This is a genomic window from Paenibacillus sp. M2 (assembly GCF_046713495.1).
GTDB classification, from domain to species: Bacteria; Bacillota; Bacilli; order Paenibacillales; family Paenibacillaceae; genus Paenibacillus; species Paenibacillus amylolyticus_B.
The window spans coordinates 6,507,954-6,524,563 of the sequence record NZ_CP169648.1 but is presented as its reverse complement, the minus strand read 5'-3'; the positions used below and the strand labels follow the sequence as shown (position 1 = coordinate 6,524,563).

Below are 16,610 nucleotides of genomic sequence, written 5' to 3'. Positions count from 1 at the left end.
TATTTTTATGAAAGGTATAATTCTTGCTGGGGGTACTGGATCACGCCTTTTTCCCTTGACCAAAGTCACCAATAAACACCTTCTTCCTGTTGGGAAATATCCTATGATATTTCATTCGGTGCAAAAGCTAAAACAGGCAGGTATTGAAGATATCCTTATTGTGACAGGTAAAGAACATATGGGAGATGTCGTCAATCTTCTTGGTAGTGGGAAAGATATGGGAGTTACTTTCACTTACAAAGTTCAAGATGAGGCTGGAGGCATTGCTCAAGCTCTAGATCTTGCAAAACATTTTGTGGGGAATGACCAAATGACCGTCATATTGGGGGATAATGTATTTTCGGATGATATTAGTACTTACGTGGATAATTTTAGAGCTCAGCGAACTGGAGCAAAGATTTTAATTCAGGAGGTTGCAGATCCGCAACGTTTCGGTGTTCCTGAAATTGAAGGCGAACGTATAGTATCAATTGAAGAAAAGCCGCAGATGCCTAAGAGCAATTATGCAGTGACTGGAATATACATGTTTGATAGCACAGTCTTTGATATCATTAAAACTTTGAAACCCTCTGGACGTGGTGAGCTTGAAATAACGGATGTAAACAATGCATATATTCAAAAAGGAGAATTAAGCTTTGACATCTTGCAAGGTTGGTGGACTGATGCAGGTACACATGCCTCTCTTGCTAGAGCTAACGAGCTTTCTCAAGAAATTCAGTTTGGAGAAGAGTTTGGAAAACTAAAAATATAATATAAGGGGAGTTCAATGATGAAAGTGACTTCCTCCAAGCTGCATGACGCAGTATTGCTTGAACCCATTGTTCATGGAGATAATCGTGGTTTCTTTATGGAAAGTTACAATGAACAAGTCATGTTGCAGAAGGGACTAAATTATCAATTCATACAAGACAATCAGTCTCTTTCTGCACAACCAGGTGTACTACGTGGCTTGCATTATCAGCTCGACCCCAGAGACCAAACCAAATTAATCCGTGTTATCGCTGGAGCGATCTACGATGTTATTTTGGATATACGTAAAGAATCTCCAACGTACGGTCATTGGGAGGCATTTATCCTAAGTGAGTATAATTATAGACAGTTGCTAGTGCCTAAAGGGTTTGCTCATGGTTTTTGTACGTTGGTACCTAATACCCAAGTGTTGTATAAAGTGGACGAATACTATTCTCCAGAGCATGACCGTGGAATATTGTGGAATGATCCATCACTTGGAATAGATTGGCCTACATCTAACCCCATATTATCAGAGAAAGACACAAAGCAACCACTTTTTAAGGATGCAGAAATGAATTTTTGATAGCAAAGGAACAGGAGGTTTCAATCCCATGAAACTGCTCGTTACCGGCGGTGCCGGATTTATTGGAAGTAATTTCGTTATGTATATGCTTAAGCAATACCCAGATTATGAAATTATTAATGTAGATGCTCTTACCTACGCGGGTAATCTGGAAAACTTGAAATCCCTTGAAGGAAACAATCGCCATATCTTCGTAAAAGCAGATATAACAGATGCAGCAGACATGGATCGCCTGATTGGTCAAGATGTAGATGTAGTTGTCAACTTTGCTGCTGAATCTCATGTGGATCGCAGTATTCTTGAACCAGATGTTTTTGTTAGAACAAATGTTAATGGTACCCAAGTTCTGTTGGATGCAGCCAGAAAACATAACATCACTAAATTTGTTCAAGTATCTACAGACGAAGTTTACGGATCACTCGGATCTACGGGTCTATTTACTGAGGATACTCCTTTACAGCCGAATAGCCCTTATTCTGCTTCTAAAGCCGGAGGAGATTTACTAGTACGGGCTTATCATGAAACATTTGGCTTGCCTGTAAATATTACTCGATGTTCTAATAACTATGGCCCACTGCAATTTCCAGAGAAACTTATTCCACTTATGATCTCCCGTGCACTGAGTGATGAAGCATTGCCAGTTTATGGTGACGGCTTAAACATTCGGGATTGGTTGTATGTAGAAGATCATTGTAGTGCAATTGATCTGATTATCCATAAGGGACGGAATGGTGAAGTCTACAATATCGGTGGAAATAACGAGCGAACAAACGTACACATTGTACAAACCATTCTGGAACAGTTAGGTAAACCTGAATCTTTGATTCAGTATGTACAGGATCGCCTTGGACATGACAGAAGATACGGTATTGATCCCACTAAAACAATGTCGGAGCTTGGCTGGAAGCCGAAATACAACTTCGAGACGGGCATAAAAGAAACAATAGAGTGGTATCTGGATAACAAAGAATGGTGGACACGGATTCAATCTGGTGCTTATCAAGAGTACTATGAAAAGCAGTATGGGTCTCGTTTAGGAGAAACTACGGAATGAGGGTTTTGGTGACCGGAGCTAGCGGACAACTGGGACGTGATGTAGTGCTTCTCTTGGAAAAAGAGGGGCACGATGTTTTGGGATGTGATCGCGAACGATTGGACATTACTGATTATCAGCAATGTAAGGAAGTCATAGCAACCTACCATCCAGAGGTAGTCATTCACTGTGCAGCCTATACCGCAGTTGATGATGCTGAGTTGGAGCCAGACAGAGCATATCGAGTCAATACCGTAGGAACGCGTAATGTTACGGTAGCTTCTGAGCAGGTAGGAGCAAAAATTATATATATCAGTACTGATTACGTATTTGACGGCATGTCTGAGATTCCCTATCAGGAATATGACAATACCAATCCGCAAAGTATTTATGGGAAATCCAAGCGAGCTGGGGAAGTTTTGGTACAATCTTTATCTTCACGTTGGTTTATTGTCCGCACTTCGTGGGTGTATGGCAGTTATGGGAATAATTTTGTGAAAACAATGTTGAAACTTGGACAGCAAAAACCGAAGTTACAAGTTGTGAACGATCAAAAAGGATCGCCAACGTATACTGTGGATTTAGCTAAATTTCTTCTTGAGCTTATATCCTCTGAAAAATACGGGATTTATCATGCTTCGAATCAAGGAGAATGTACATGGTATGAATTCGCTCAGGCTATCTTTGAAGAGTCGAAAGTAGGCGTGTATGCTAAGTTGGAGCCTTGTACGACCGAACAATTTCCACGCCCTGCTCTGCGACCGCGTAATTCAGTTATGGATCATACATCGATTCGTACCAATGGTTTTTCCGATTTGCGATTATGGCGCGAAGGGTTAAAAGACTTCCTGAAAGAGATATAAGGTGTAAAAATAGACGTCTCTTCTAAATCCTATGTTTATTAAAACTATTGGATTTGGAAGAGATCTATTTTGATAAACATTTAATTTGAGAGTGGGGATAGATATTTTTATAATATTCGGTTCTCCTAGGTCGGGAACCACATTACTCTCTACATTGTTGAGTGCCAATAATCATATTCATATACCTGATGAAACGGATTTTATTGTTCCATTGTCTTTTATCTTAAATCGGATAGAAGATGAGGCTATTGGTAAGTCTTTAATCTCAACGATGATTGTGTCCTCTAAACGTTTTTCTTGTAGCCTGGGACAATCTTTGTCAGTAAATGAAGTAATCAATATTGTTTGGAAGTCGGATTATAAGTTAGATTCTATTTTGTCTAACTTGTTTAATGCTTCTGCTAAAAATAATGGTGCAATGATTGGGGGAGATAAATCTCCTAATGATCTCTTAAATATTAGAGTTCTTGAAGAAACTGGTCTTGGTTCAGAGTCTATTAAGATAATTCATATTGTAAGAGATGTAAGAGACGTTATTCTTTCTTTAAAAAACGTCGATTGGGATGTTGACTGGAAAGATAACATCGAAACCTTTTTTCCAAGAATGTGGTGCGATTCAAACTTGTATCTCAATCACTTGTATAGTAAAAATAATCAAAAATATACTCTTATAAAATATGAAGATTTGCTTAATGAACCGCATAATATATTACATCAGTTGACAGACTTTTTAGGGGTTCCTTTTGACGAAAACATGTTAGAGAAATCAACGCGAGCTCAAAAATATCATAATGTATCTCATCATGAGAACATAAGCAAAGATATTATGAAAACAAGAGCATATGCATGGAAAGAGAACATAAGACAAGACATCCTTGATGTTATCAATAAACAAGCTATAGAAGCTATCAACTTTTTTGGTTATCGTAAATGAAGGTGTTTAGATACTATTAACAGTATGCTTAACTGAGAGTTTTCGTACTTGAAATCATATAAGCTTAAATATAATTATGTAAGGGTGTAAGGAGATATGAATACGGAATATACTCATCAAAATATTGTCTATCACGAGAATTTTGTTACTAGGGCTGATAGATATGAATTAAATCAACACAAAAGTTGCGTCCTGTGGTTAACGGGGTTATCAGGCTCTGGGAAATCTACGATAAGTGTAGCACTAGAGAAAGTTTTACATGATCGAGGTATGAGAACGTATGTTCTTGATGGGGACAATCTCAGACATGGACTGAATGTTAATTTGGGGTTTAAACCTGAAGATCGTAAAGAGAATATACGAAGAGTTGGTGAAGTGTCCAAGCTTTTTGTTGATGCTGGATTAATTGTTCTTGCTGCATTCATATCTCCTTATACAGAAGATCGAGAAAATGTTCGCAGTTTGTTTGAACCAGGAGAGTTTGTAGAAATTTTTGTGAAATGTCCTGTTGAAGAATGTATAAAACGGGATACGAAGGGGCTTTATGAAAAAGCGATAAAAGGAGAGATTATTAACTTTACAGGAATATCTGCTCCATATGAAGAACCAATCAATCCTGAACTGATAGTTGAGACCGATAAACAGAGCTTTCATGATTGTGTCAATATTGTTGTTGATTATCTTTTGATTAATAAATTGATTTAATTGAAGTTCTGCCCAGAATGGTAAGCATCAGCTGAGAACGTAGAGCTTATAGCTTTTCCATTTATTCAAATGTCATCCACAATTAAAAGTTGCCTTTAGATCGTTTATCCATATATGCTATACTCCCAGTAGATGGGTTCTTTTAGACAAATTCTACTTTGGAAATAATAGTCGGGAGTTTTTAGGAAATGAGCAGATCTATTAATGGTGCCATTTTACATGATGAAAATATAGAAGGGGTCGATATTACTGATATAACTATCATCATCGTTAACTACAATACACGTCAACTGACACTGGATTGCCTGGCATCGGTTTATGCTTCCAAGACCTCTTACCAATACGAGCTAATTGTCGTAGACAATGCTTCACAAGATGATTCGGTTCGAGCCATTCAAAAAGCGTATCCCGATGTTTGCATGATTGCCAATTCAAATAATACAGGCTTCGCTGTGGCCAACAATCAAGGAATGGACATTGCCAGCGGACGTTATATTCTGCTGCTTAATTCGGATACGGTTATCCAGCCCGATACGTTGCATACCATGGTCTATTTTATGGATCGTCATCCTGAGATGGGGGCTTCTGGTTGCAAAGTTATTCTTCCTGATGGTTCACTGGATAAAGCCTGCAAGAGAGGATTTCCGACACCCACGGCGTCATTTTATTACGCATTTGGGCTTTCTCGACTTTTCCCGGATCGGCCGAAGTTTAATCAATATCAATTGGGGCATCTCAGTCCGGATGATGAATATCCCGTAGATTGTCTCGTTGGTGCATTTATGCTGGTACGTCAGGAAACCATTGAGCAGGTTGGTGGATTGGACGAGACGTTTTTTATGTATGGTGAAGATATCGACTGGTGTTATCGCATTAAAGAGGCTGGATGGGGCATTTATTATTATCCACGTACATATATTGTGCATTATAAGGGTGGAAGTGCTCGTCGCAAACCTTTGAAAATTACGTACGAGTTTCATAGAGCGATGTGGGTGTTCCACCGCAAACACTACGCGAAGAAGTACAATCTACTCACGAATACAGCTGTGTGGGTGGGCATCTCGCTCAAATTTACTTTGTCCCTGCTGCGCAGCAAATTGTCCCTTCCTTCTCGACAAGGGCAGACTGCAACCCGCATGAGAGCGGAGAATGAAGCATCTTCCGAGGTGAACCCATGATTCGGCGTAATCAACGATTTCTAACTCAATTGTATATTGCGGCTGATTTTGGCGTAATCCAGCTTTCATTTTTGTTGGCCTGGTGGCTAAAATTTGAGAGTGACCTGTTAACGAACCAAAATCCACTACCTATAGAGAAGTATATGATGTGGAGCTTGGTTTACGCAGTTCTTGCCATCATCACAGGACTGATGTCTTCCCTGTATATAGCCAAGCGAAAAAAACGATTTGTAGACGAACTTTGGAAAATCGTTCAGTCTCATGGCATAGCCTTCTTTATGCTGCTGAGCCTGATGTTCTTTTTCAAGGAAGTAAACATCTCTCGTGCATATCTCGCCATGTATATGATTGGCAATGTAGCATTTACACTCTTCTATCGCTATATAGTGAAAGTACAACTGAAACGCTTGCGCAAAAAAGGCTTCAACCGTCAGTTTGTGCTCATCCTTGGTGCTGGATCACTAGGTAAACGTTTCTATGACAACCTTAGAAATTATCCCGAACTTGGATATGAAGTGACTGGATTCCTGGATGATTACCGTCACTGGGATCAGAGTGAACAGAAAAGATACAAACCCATTCTTGGCCGAATCGACGAACTGGAAGAGTTCTTGTCTACGCATCTTCTTGATGAAGTCATTCTGGCATTACCTCTGGATGCTCATGATAAGTATTCGCATATTATCAATGTGTGTGAGAAAGCTGGTGTCCGGACACTAATCATTCCTGATTTCTTTGATTACTTGCCAGCACGGCCGCATTTCGATAACTTTGCGGGTATGCCTATGATTAACGTTCGCGACATTCCACTGGATATTGCGGTGAACCGATTGATGAAGAGAACTTTCGATATTCTTTTCTCTCTCACTGCGATCCTCTTAACTTCTCCGGTAATGCTCGTTGTCGCGGTAGGAGTACGACTTACTTCTTCTGGGCCCGTCATCTTCAAACAAGAGCGAGTAGGACTTAACCGACGCAACTTCATGATGTTCAAATTCCGCTCGATGAAATTCATTCCTGAGGGCACAATGGACACAGGGTGGTCCACCAAGAATGATCCGCGACGAACGGCTTTTGGCACTTTTATTAGACGCACAAGTCTGGATGAGTTACCTCAATTTTTCAATGTTTTGCTTGGCCATATGAGTGTAGTTGGCCCTCGGCCAGAACGTCCTTACTACGTCAACCAATTCCGGGATGAAATCCCGAAATATATGATCAAACACCACGTTCGCCCGGGAATAACAGGATTAGCACAGAGCAAGGGACTACGAGGAGATACCTCAATCGAGGATCGTATTGAACAAGATATCTTTTACATTGAAAACTGGTCTTTATTATTCGATATCAAAATCATATGGGAAACCATTCGAAATGGTCTCAAGAATGCATATTAGGATTACCTAACGGTATTGATTTACAATCTTTCATCCCACCATTTAACAGCCGCCTTCGAGCGGCTGTTTTGTTTTACGCCTCCTCAATTCGGGTAGTTAGCTAACAAAAAGGTACTGAGGATGTGAATGTGATATGAAACGCATTGCCGCCGTGTTAATACTACTGATCGTTACCGTGGGCACACTCTTTTTCGCCTATGAAAGCGAGAGTGAGGAACAACGTGACGGATTTACCGCTTATAGATTAATCGCCCATGCGATGGGCAGCATCAGGGATCAACCATATACCAACGCCTATGAAGCGATGATTGCCAATTACGAGAAAGGCACACGTGTATTTGAGATCGACTTTATGCTGACATCAGATCGCAAAGCCGTAGCCAGACATGAATGGACCGCGAATATGAGCAAAATGTTAGGACAAGACGAAGAACTTTCGGAGGATAAACAGGCCGGGGCGCTGACACATGATGAGTTCATGAATACGCCTATTCTGGGTATGTACCAGCCTATGGATGCAGACGGCATTATAGATGTACTGGCTAAATACCCGGATATGTATATCGTAACCGACACCAAGGAACAGAAGGATGAGGATATTCAGCAGGTGTTAAGATCCCTGGTGGATGCTGCCAAAGAACATGATCCCTCTGTGCTGGATCGCGTGGTTGTACAGATCTATAACGAACCCATGCTTGAAACGGTGAAAGAAGTCTATGCATTCCCTTCCATTATCTATACGTTATATGCCACACAGGATACAGAAGATCAGGTTGTTGATTTTGTTCAAAAAAATGATATTGATGCCGTGACTATGCCGGAATATAAAGTAAACCAGAATTTCGTCGCCAAGCTCAATAGTGCAGGCTCAGTCACCTACGTGCATACCATCAATGACACTGAACAGGTGGCTAACTATGAGAAGTGGGGCGTGTACGGGGTGTACTCGGACGTGCTGACGGAGCAGGAGCTGGATGAGATGAATACACGGTTTGCCTGGAAACCGTAAAATGTCGAAATTATAATTATAACAAAATCCAAACCACAGGCTTTTCCCTAACCAGGAGCGGGAAATGTCTGTGATTTTCTGTTCCCCTTTTTATACGAACATTGACACTCACTGCCTGCTGACTTAGACTTAGTTTACAAGCTTTCTAGGATGCAGAAGAACCTCTGGAGGAATGTTCGTTGATAGACATGATTAAGAAGTGGAGACATGTATTTAAGCTTGACCCGGACCGGGAGATTACAGACGAAGAACTCAATCTGGTCTGCATGTCGGGGACCGATGCAATTATCGTCGGTGGATCTTCAGGAATTACTTATGATAACACGGTAGACCTGATGTCCCGCGTGCGTCGCTATGAGTTGCCCTGTGTGCTTGAAGTATCCAATCTGGAGGCTGTTGTTCCCGGATTTGACGGATATCTGATCCCGATGGTCCTGAATGCAACGGACAGCAAATGGATGATTGGGCACCACCAGCAAGCCATAGAGCGTTACGGTTATCTGATCCCATGGGATCTGCTGATTGCCGAGGGTTATATTGTGCTTAATGCAAACTCCACGGTAGCGCGGTTGACGGGTGCAGATACGGATCTGACGACAGGAGCTGCGGTGGCATATGCGCAGGCAGCGGAGCGTCTGCTCAATCTTCCAATTGTATACATGGAGTACAGCGGAACGTTCGGAGATATGGAGCTTGTTGGTGAGACATACAGACAACTGGATCGGGCACACCTCATCTACGGCGGCGGAATTGATGATCCGGAGAAAGCCGCGCAAGCTGCTCAGGTGGCAGATACCATCGTTGTAGGTAATATCGTGTATAGTGATCTGAACAAAGCACTTGAGACGGTGTTGGCCGTAAAAGGTAACGATGAAACGGTTTAGTTTACCATTCCCCCATTTTCCCCTTATGATCTGTTAAAATAGAACTTTGCCCTTACTAATTAAAGAAGTTATATGAGCGTAATGTTGTTTACGCGAGAACGAAGAGGAGAGAAGTGAGCTGGAGAATCGAAATGCTCGTTAAAAGCTTTCTGTAATAAAGCTAAATCCTAAGCATACTTCTATTACCTGACTTTGTTCTTTTTTACTAAGAAATTCGATTACAGGAACTATGTTTACACAAAAACGGAGAGTGCAGAAGCAAACTGAAAAAAAAGTGTTCTCTCTTGTATTTTTACTGCCCTTAAATTTAAGCTAAACTAATTTTTACACGATAAACGTAGAGGACAGAAATAAGCTGGAGAAACGAAGTGCTCGCATTTATTACCGGATTTTTACCTTTGAAAAAGTAGATCGAAAAATCCGGGAATAACAGCGATCGGAAGATTATTCTGTCATCGGAGTGGCGAGTGTAACCTATTAATTTTGCTCTATAGACCAACCAATGAAAGGAGCATGCATGCATGCAACCTGTAAATATACATGATGCCGTTGCACGGCTTAACACCCCTCAACGGCAAGCCGTCGAGGCGACGGATGGCCCGCTGCTGATTATGGCCGGAGCGGGCTCCGGCAAGACCCGGGTGCTGACACACCGGATTGCCTACCTCATTGCAACACGGAAGGCGCCCCCGTGGGGCATTTTAGCGATTACCTTTACGAACAAAGCCGCTCGTGAGATGCAAGACCGGGTTTCCCAACTCGTAGGTGGCTCCCAGGGCCGCGACATTTGGGTATCCACATTCCACTCCATGTGTGTGCGTATTTTGCGCCGTGACATTGAACGTATTGGCTTTACCTCCAACTTCAGTATTTTGGACTCATCGGACCAATTATCTGTAATTCGTAGCTGTATGAAAGATCAGAATATTGATACCAAGAAATTTGAGCCCAAAGCAGTTCAATCGATGATGAGCACGGCCAAGAATGAACTGATCAGTCCGGAGCAATATGAGAAGCAGTCGGGAGATTATTTCGAAGGTATTGTGGCGAAGGTATATAAGATGTACCAGAAACGGTTAAGAGCCAACAACTCACTTGATTTCGACGATCTCATTATGCAGACCATTCAACTGTTCAAAGAAGTGCCGGAAGTTCTCGACTTTTACCAAAAGAAATTCCAGTACATTCACGTGGACGAGTATCAGGATACGAACCGTGCACAGTACATGTTGTGCCGCATGCTCGCGGACAGTCACCACCACATCTGCGTTGTAGGAGATAGTGACCAGTCGATCTATCGCTGGCGTGGGGCGGATATCAGTAATATCCTGAACTTTGAGAAAGATTACCCTGAAGCAAATACGATTTTGCTGGAGCAGAACTATCGTTCTACTTCCAATATCCTGAATGCAGCGAATGAAGTGATCGGCCTGAATACAGGGCGTAAACCGAAGAAACTGTGGACGGACAAAGAGGGTGGTTCGAAGATTAAGGTGTACCGTGCGGATTCCGAACATGATGAGGGGTATTTTGTAACCTCCGAGATTAGTAAAAATGTGAAGAACGGCAAATCCTATCAGAACCATGCCATTTTGTACCGTACCAATGCCCAGTCCCGGGTTATAGAGGAAATTCTGATCAAGTCTGATATTCCGTATCAGATTGTCGGCGGAATCAAGTTCTATGATCGCAAAGAGATCAAGGACATTCTGGCGTATCTGCGCCTGTTATCCAACCCCGACGATGATATCAGCCTTACCCGGATCATTAATGTACCGAAACGTAGCATCGGGGATACAACAGTAGGGAAGCTAGCGGCTGCTGCAGGAGAGCGTGGAATTTCCATTTTCCGAGTACTTCAGGTCGTGGATGATCTTGGTTTTGCTGGTCGTACGCGTAATGCGTTGGTGGAGTTCTATGACATGATCGCTGCTCTGCATCAGATGGTAGAATATCTGTCTGTAACTGAACTGACCGAGAAGATCCTTGAGATGAGCCAATATCGTCTTGAGATGCAAAATGAAAATACACTCGAATCTCGTGCACGGCTGGAGAACATTGAAGAGTTCCTGTCGGTAACGATGGAATTTGAGAAAAATAATGAAGACAAAACTCTCGTTTCGTTCCTCACCGATCTGGCATTGATTGCGGACATCGACAGCATGAACGATGATGAAGAGGATCAGAGCGACGCTGTTACCCTGATGACCATGCATAGCGCCAAAGGTCTGGAGTTCCCGGTTGTCTTTATCGTGGGTATGGAGGAAGGAGTCTTCCCGCATAGCCGTGCCTTTATGGACAATGAAGAACTGGAAGAAGAACGCCGACTTGCTTATGTAGGGATCACCCGTGCGGAAGAGCAACTTTTCCTGTCTTGTGCACAGATGCGGACGTTGTTTGGACGTACCACAGCGAACCCGCCTTCCCGCTTCCTGGATGAAATTCCGGATGAGCTGAAGGAAGACACCTCTATGGCTCGTGATCGTTACCGTCGCGGAAGTAGCGGAGGCGGCTCATATGGTGGACGTGGACTAGGTTCCAGTGGAGGAAGTAACTTCGGTGGTGGCACCAAGCTCTTTGATCACCAAAGCAAGAGCGGTTCATCTGCTACCTCATCCACGCCAACTTCGCGTGTGACCACAAGTACCTCCCGCCCAACATACTCTACGCCATCGTCTGCTTCCAAGCCGGTAGCTTCTGATGGTGAAACAGGATTCAAGGCAGGAGATAAAGTACAGCATGGCAAATGGGGGACAGGCACCATTGTTGCGGTCAAAGGGACAGGTAATGATACCGAACTGCAGATTGCCTTCCCGGCTCCGGTGGGTGTGAAACGTTTGCTTGCCGGCTTTGCCCCTATTACGAAAGTAGAATAAGAACGAAACCTCCTTTTGCACGATAACAGAGAGAACAGAAATAACTTCCATAAAAAAAATTGCTTTTTCTCTCGTTTTTTTCACGGGATTTCTAAACCAGATTGATATGAATAGAAATCTATATAAGTTCAATCTAACATCCACACGATAACGGAGAGAGCAGAAATAACTTGAAGAAGCATAGCGTTCGCCTTTATCCCCGGATTTCCACCTTTTAAAATGGATTAAAAGAAATCCGGGGATAACAGCGATCGGAAAGTTATTCTGTTATCGGAGTGTCAGTGTGGATATTCATTCATTGAAATTATGTAGTGATATCAACGATGGAAAGTTATTCTGTTATCAGAGTTCACGTGCAATAGGAGTGTTAGTTCTACATAGATCAAATTAACGGAGGGATGGCCCTGTATGGACCCGATGCACCGGATGGAGCAACTCGTTACCGAGCTGAACCAGCATAATTATCAGTACTACACGATGGATCAGCCACAGATCAGCGATAAGGAGTATGATCTTCTGTACGATGAACTGGTTACGCTGGAACAGGAAAGCGGCATGGTTCTGCCTGATTCTCCAACACAGCGTGTGGGCGGCGAACTGCTCAAAGGGTTTACCCCACATCGCCATTTATCTTCATTATGGAGTCTGGACAAAGCGCAAAATATTGAGCAGCTGCGCAGCTGGAATACCCGTGTACTGAAACTGATCAACGACTATAACAGCAAAAATCCCGATACACCTTTACCGGAACCAGGTTACGTCATTGAGTTGAAATTTGACGGATTGACGCTGAACCTGACGTACACCAACGGTGAGTTGGTGCAAGCCTCCACACGAGGGAACGGTACTGTAGGCGAAGGTATTTTGGCACAGGTGAGAACGATCAGATCTGTACCGCTCAAAATTCCTTACACAAGCGGCACGATTGAAGTACAGGGTGAAGGTATCATGAACCTGTCTGTCCTGGAGCGATACAACGAGACAGCGGCAGAACCACTCAAGAATGCGCGGAATGCAGCAGCGGGAGCACTGCGTAACCTGAATCCGAAGGCGACGGCTGAGCGTCGACTGAATGCTTACTTTTATAACGTAGGTTATTCAGATGAGATTCAGTTCGCCAATCATCAGCAGATGATGGACTTCCTGCGTGAGAACCGCTTCAAAGTTAATCCGTCGATTACTTATTTCCATGAGTTTGATGATGTGATGGAACAACTGGCCGCGATTCAGGAGAACCGGGGTCAGCTGGACTATCTGATCGATGGAGCTGTTATCAAAATTACGGACATGCGCACCCGCGAAGTGCTGGGTTATACCGATAAGTTCCCTCGCTGGGCGGTGGCATATAAATTCGAGGCTGAAGAGACCACAACGGTTCTTAACGCTGTGGTATGGAATGTGGGCCGTACTGGCAAAGTCACTCCGCTGGCACGCGTAGAACCGGTTGAACTTGCCGGGGTAACGGTACAGAACTGTACGCTGAACAATGTCGGCGATATTGAGCGCAAAAATCTGAAGTTTGCTCTGGGCACTCGGGTCTTTATCCGTCGCTCCAATGATGTCATTCCAGAAATTCTGGGTAAAGTGACGGAGGAAAGTGATGGCGAGGAGATCGTCTTCCCTGAGCAGTGTCCGGCATGTGGATTCCCACTGGAGCAACGCGGAGCGCATTTGTTCTGTAACAATAGACTTGCGTGTAAACCACAAACGGTGGCACGTATTTCCCATTTTGCTTCCCGTGATGCCATGGACATCGAGACGTTCAGTGAGAAAACGGCGATTCAGTTGTATGATGAATTGAACGTACGTGAGCCTGCCGACCTGTATACGTTACAGTTTGATGATCTGGTGAAGCTGGAGCGGTTTGGGGAAAAGAAAGCGAACAACCTTATCGCTGCGCTGGAGCTTAGTAAAGATAGAGACTTGGCTTCCTTCTTATACTCACTGGGTATTCCGAACACAGGTAAATCGACAACGCGCATGCTCGCTGATCATTATCGAGATCTGCACGCCATTATGAATGCAACCGTGGAAGAACTGGTTGAACTACCCGATGTCGGTGGTATTGTGGCAGAGAGCATCGTAACTTTCTTTGCAGATCCGTTTACACAGGCTGCGATTGAGAAAATGCTTAACTTGGGTGTGAAAGCACAGGCACCTGAGGCACCAACCGTTGCTGTTGTGGAAGATTCCTTCTTCAGTGGTAAAACGGTCGTCTTGACCGGAACGCTGCACCAATTGACGCGGGAAGAGGCAACGCAAAGACTGGAAGCGCTCGGAGCGAAGGTGACTGGCAGTGTGTCGAAAAAGACAGATTTGGTTATTGCCGGAGAGAAGGCAGGTAGTAAACTAACCAAAGCCCATGATCTCGGTATTCCTACGATTGAGGATGAGGACGAACTTGTACGTCTTTTGAACCCACAGGGTTAGAGGATAACGGACAAAAGAGTTCCTATAAGAAAGCCCCCGAAGACACGGATACGTGGTCGGGGGCTTTTGCTGTTATTTGAATGATTAATACAACGAATGAACGCCGCCAGTCTTAACTAAACGGATCATGATCCACTTATATTATTAGGGATGCGCTGAGATGCGCCTGTAAGCCATGCATCCTTGTCATATCCTCGCTCTTCCCAGTAACCGATATGTTCGCTGTCGATGAGTTCAATGCGATTTAACCATTTTACCGATTTATAGGCATACATCTGAGGAATGACGAGCCGTACCGGACCGCCAAGATCAGCTGGGATGGGTTTGCCATCATGCATGACAGCCACCATAATATCCTCCATTTGTGCTTGATCCATCGTAATCGCATCTGTATACACACCATCACCGGAATAAAACTTCACACTATGAGCCTCTGGTTTGACCCCGGCTTGCTTCAAAAGCTGTGCAAGTGAGATGCCTTCCCAGGTATTTTTATATACAGACCACCCTGTCACACAGTGGAAATCACTAACCTGTACGGTACGCGCGAGCTTCACGAACTGTTCCCAGTTCCAGACCTGTGCCCGTTCAACCAATCCATCAATACGGAAAGACCAGTTAGCATTGGAGAAGGACGGTATAGGCGTAACCGTATATACGCGGAAATGACCTTCAGCCCCGCCTCCAAGGGGAGGTGAAGAGGCGGACAGCGGTTGTGGCAGAGGAACCATACGGTTAGGATCGTTCTCCAGCATGCTATCAATACTATTATCGATCTTGAGATTTCGTCCTACCCAGGATATAAAAGTAGGACCAAGAGTCACGGCGAGACCAACCCCCACAGCAGAGCGGATAAAAGCTCGTCGTGTATACAACGGTTGAGGTCGCTCCACAGATTTAAGGGGATCTCTCTCGGAACTGCGATCAAACTGGGAAGAAGATACAGCAGCTGGAGTTTCTTTTTCATCCGATATTGAATCAGATGGATCAGCTGTATTTTGAGTTCGTGTTGAAGCTGTAGTGGTTTTAACCGCACGACGTGCAGGGTCCTTTAACCATTTGGTCCGAGTGATGGAGTGATAGATAATATAAGGTAAGCCCACCCAAGTCAGCAGGTCATGGATCAAAAGTGCAGCATTCGACCATCGAGGTCCAGCCAGCTTGAACTGCCATAATACAATACCCGAGAGGAGCCAGCCTACCAGCAGAGCAAGAACAAAGATGGTGTTCACCCTCTGCCATGGTCTGTTACGAAGCTGTTTCCAGTGCTTTCCGGCCAAAATCAAGTAATATACTACGGGTGCCAGCATAGCTAGCCCAACGATGATATGTAGCCATTTTAACCAGACACGTCCAATTCCGAGTATCTCGCGCCAAAAGCCGCCTACCAGCATAAGACCTGTTATAGCAAGGATCACAACAATCCAGGCATTCCAAGCATGGATGGAAACCAACTTTTTGCCGTAACCTTTGCGTCTGTTCTTTAACCATTGCTTCAAGTGCGATCACCCCATATAGGTTAGTAATGAGTTTATTCAGAACTTTAATATGTAATAGCTAGCTGTGAATGGAGTACGTGATCTGTGTAAAGGTGCAATGCGAGATGGTTATACGATTGTTCATGGGCTACTTATGAAAGTAGTACACGTGACTGCTTAACCTTATCTCTATATCTATATACCTTATTATAGAGTTTTTGGATCACTTTCTTCAAACGAACAGAAGGGAGGGGATCGTTATCCCATCTTGGGTTCAGAGAATGTGCTAATCTGTCGAATTCAGGTTGGAGACAAGACACCGTAGATGAAGATATCATGATATCAAAAGGTTGATTAAAAATGCTTGCTAAATAAATCACTACGTGATATATTATTTCTTGTCGCTTCAAACGAATGATTGTCATAATCATTTGAAAGATGACGAAAACAAAGTGTTGACAGTAAGTTAGTTAACATGATATGATAAGATTCCTGTCCGGTTGACAAA

General features: G+C 43.5%; 13 protein-coding genes. 12 read left to right on the top strand and 1 reads right to left on the bottom strand.

Features of this window, described 5'->3' with window-relative positions:
* Positions 1-7 precede the first annotated feature (7 nt).
* From ACETMN_RS29880 to ligA, 12 genes are all read left to right on the top strand, one after another.
* Entirely contained in the window at positions 8-751 is a 744-nt protein-coding gene (locus tag ACETMN_RS29880; RefSeq protein ID WP_091013149.1) for a sugar phosphate nucleotidyltransferase, read from the top strand.
* 18 nt (positions 752-769) lie between these two features.
* Complete coding sequence (gene rfbC / locus ACETMN_RS29875; protein WP_091013152.1) at positions 770-1,315, top strand: dTDP-4-dehydrorhamnose 3,5-epimerase; 546 nt, start codon at positions 770-772, stop codon at positions 1,313-1,315.
* A gap of 28 nt (positions 1,316-1,343) precedes the next feature.
* Entirely contained in the window at positions 1,344-2,369 is a 1,026-nt protein-coding gene (rfbB, locus tag ACETMN_RS29870; RefSeq protein ID WP_091013155.1) for a dTDP-glucose 4,6-dehydratase, read from the top strand.
* Positions 2,366-3,211, top strand: coding sequence for a dTDP-4-dehydrorhamnose reductase (gene rfbD, locus ACETMN_RS29865; RefSeq protein ID WP_091013157.1), 846 nt, complete (start codon positions 2,366-2,368; stop codon positions 3,209-3,211). Before rfbB ends, rfbD begins: the two co-directional genes overlap by 4 nt.
* A 91-nt stretch (positions 3,212-3,302) precedes the next feature.
* Positions 3,303-4,145 (top strand): sulfotransferase family protein, encoded by an 843-nt coding sequence (locus tag ACETMN_RS29860; RefSeq protein WP_179198403.1) that lies wholly within the window; start codon positions 3,303-3,305, stop codon positions 4,143-4,145.
* A gap of 96 nt (positions 4,146-4,241) precedes the next feature.
* Positions 4,242-4,850, top strand: coding sequence for an adenylyl-sulfate kinase (gene cysC, locus ACETMN_RS29855; RefSeq protein ID WP_091013163.1), 609 nt, complete (start codon positions 4,242-4,244; stop codon positions 4,848-4,850).
* Between the two features lie 188 nt (positions 4,851-5,038).
* Entirely contained in the window at positions 5,039-6,028 is a 990-nt protein-coding gene (locus tag ACETMN_RS29850) for a glycosyltransferase family 2 protein (protein ID WP_091013166.1), read from the top strand.
* The gene (locus ACETMN_RS29845) at positions 6,025-7,425 is read left to right on the top strand and encodes an undecaprenyl-phosphate glucose phosphotransferase (protein WP_411735475.1); all 1,401 of its coding nucleotides are present in this window, start codon (positions 6,025-6,027) and stop codon (positions 7,423-7,425) included. The genes ACETMN_RS29850 and ACETMN_RS29845 overlap by 4 nt, the downstream gene beginning before the upstream one ends.
* Before the next feature lie 133 nt (positions 7,426-7,558).
* Positions 7,559-8,434, top strand: coding sequence for a phosphatidylinositol-specific phospholipase C/glycerophosphodiester phosphodiesterase family protein (locus ACETMN_RS29840; RefSeq protein ID WP_091013171.1), 876 nt, complete (start codon positions 7,559-7,561; stop codon positions 8,432-8,434).
* A 188-nt stretch (positions 8,435-8,622) separates the two neighbouring features.
* Complete coding sequence (locus tag ACETMN_RS29835; protein ID WP_373419804.1) at positions 8,623-9,318, top strand: heptaprenylglyceryl phosphate synthase; 696 nt, start codon at positions 8,623-8,625, stop codon at positions 9,316-9,318.
* 521 nt (positions 9,319-9,839) lie between these two features.
* On the top strand, positions 9,840-12,194 hold the full coding sequence (gene pcrA / locus ACETMN_RS29830; RefSeq protein WP_091013175.1) for a DNA helicase PcrA: 2,355 nt from the start codon (positions 9,840-9,842) through the stop codon (positions 12,192-12,194).
* A gap of 408 nt (positions 12,195-12,602) precedes the next feature.
* Positions 12,603-14,624, top strand: a complete 2,022-nt coding sequence (gene ligA / locus ACETMN_RS29825) for an NAD-dependent DNA ligase LigA (protein ID WP_091013177.1) — start codon at positions 12,603-12,605, stop codon at positions 14,622-14,624.
* Between the two features lie 125 nt (positions 14,625-14,749).
* Here ligA and ACETMN_RS29820 read toward each other — a convergent pair whose 3' ends face one another.
* Positions 14,750-16,123 (bottom strand): molybdopterin-dependent oxidoreductase, encoded by a 1,374-nt coding sequence (locus tag ACETMN_RS29820; protein ID WP_091013180.1) that lies wholly within the window; start codon positions 16,121-16,123, stop codon positions 14,750-14,752.
* Between the last annotated feature and the right edge of the window lie 487 nt (positions 16,124-16,610).

Bases quoted from the DNA above. Each gene is read 5' to 3' on its own strand.
- ACETMN_RS29835 (WP_373419804.1), top strand. From the start codon at position 8,623: ATGATTAAGAAGTGGAGACATGTATTTAAGCTTGACCCGGACCGGGAG.
- ACETMN_RS29840 (WP_091013171.1), top strand. From the start codon at position 7,559: ATGAAACGCATTGCCGCCGTGTTAATACTACTGATCGTTACCGTGGGC.
- pcrA (WP_091013175.1), top strand. From the start codon at position 9,840: ATGCAACCTGTAAATATACATGATGCCGTTGCACGGCTTAACACCCCT.
- ACETMN_RS29880 (WP_091013149.1), top strand. From the start codon at position 8: ATGAAAGGTATAATTCTTGCTGGGGGTACTGGATCACGCCTTTTTCCC.
- rfbD (WP_091013157.1), top strand. From the start codon at position 2,366: ATGAGGGTTTTGGTGACCGGAGCTAGCGGACAACTGGGACGTGATGTA.
- rfbB (WP_091013155.1), top strand. From the start codon at position 1,344: ATGAAACTGCTCGTTACCGGCGGTGCCGGATTTATTGGAAGTAATTTC.
- ACETMN_RS29845 (WP_411735475.1), top strand. From the start codon at position 6,025: ATGATTCGGCGTAATCAACGATTTCTAACTCAATTGTATATTGCGGCT.
- rfbC (WP_091013152.1), top strand. From the start codon at position 770: ATGAAAGTGACTTCCTCCAAGCTGCATGACGCAGTATTGCTTGAACCC.
- ACETMN_RS29850 (WP_091013166.1), top strand. From the start codon at position 5,039: ATGAGCAGATCTATTAATGGTGCCATTTTACATGATGAAAATATAGAA.
- cysC (WP_091013163.1), top strand. From the start codon at position 4,242: ATGAATACGGAATATACTCATCAAAATATTGTCTATCACGAGAATTTT.
- ligA (WP_091013177.1), top strand. From the start codon at position 12,603: ATGGACCCGATGCACCGGATGGAGCAACTCGTTACCGAGCTGAACCAG.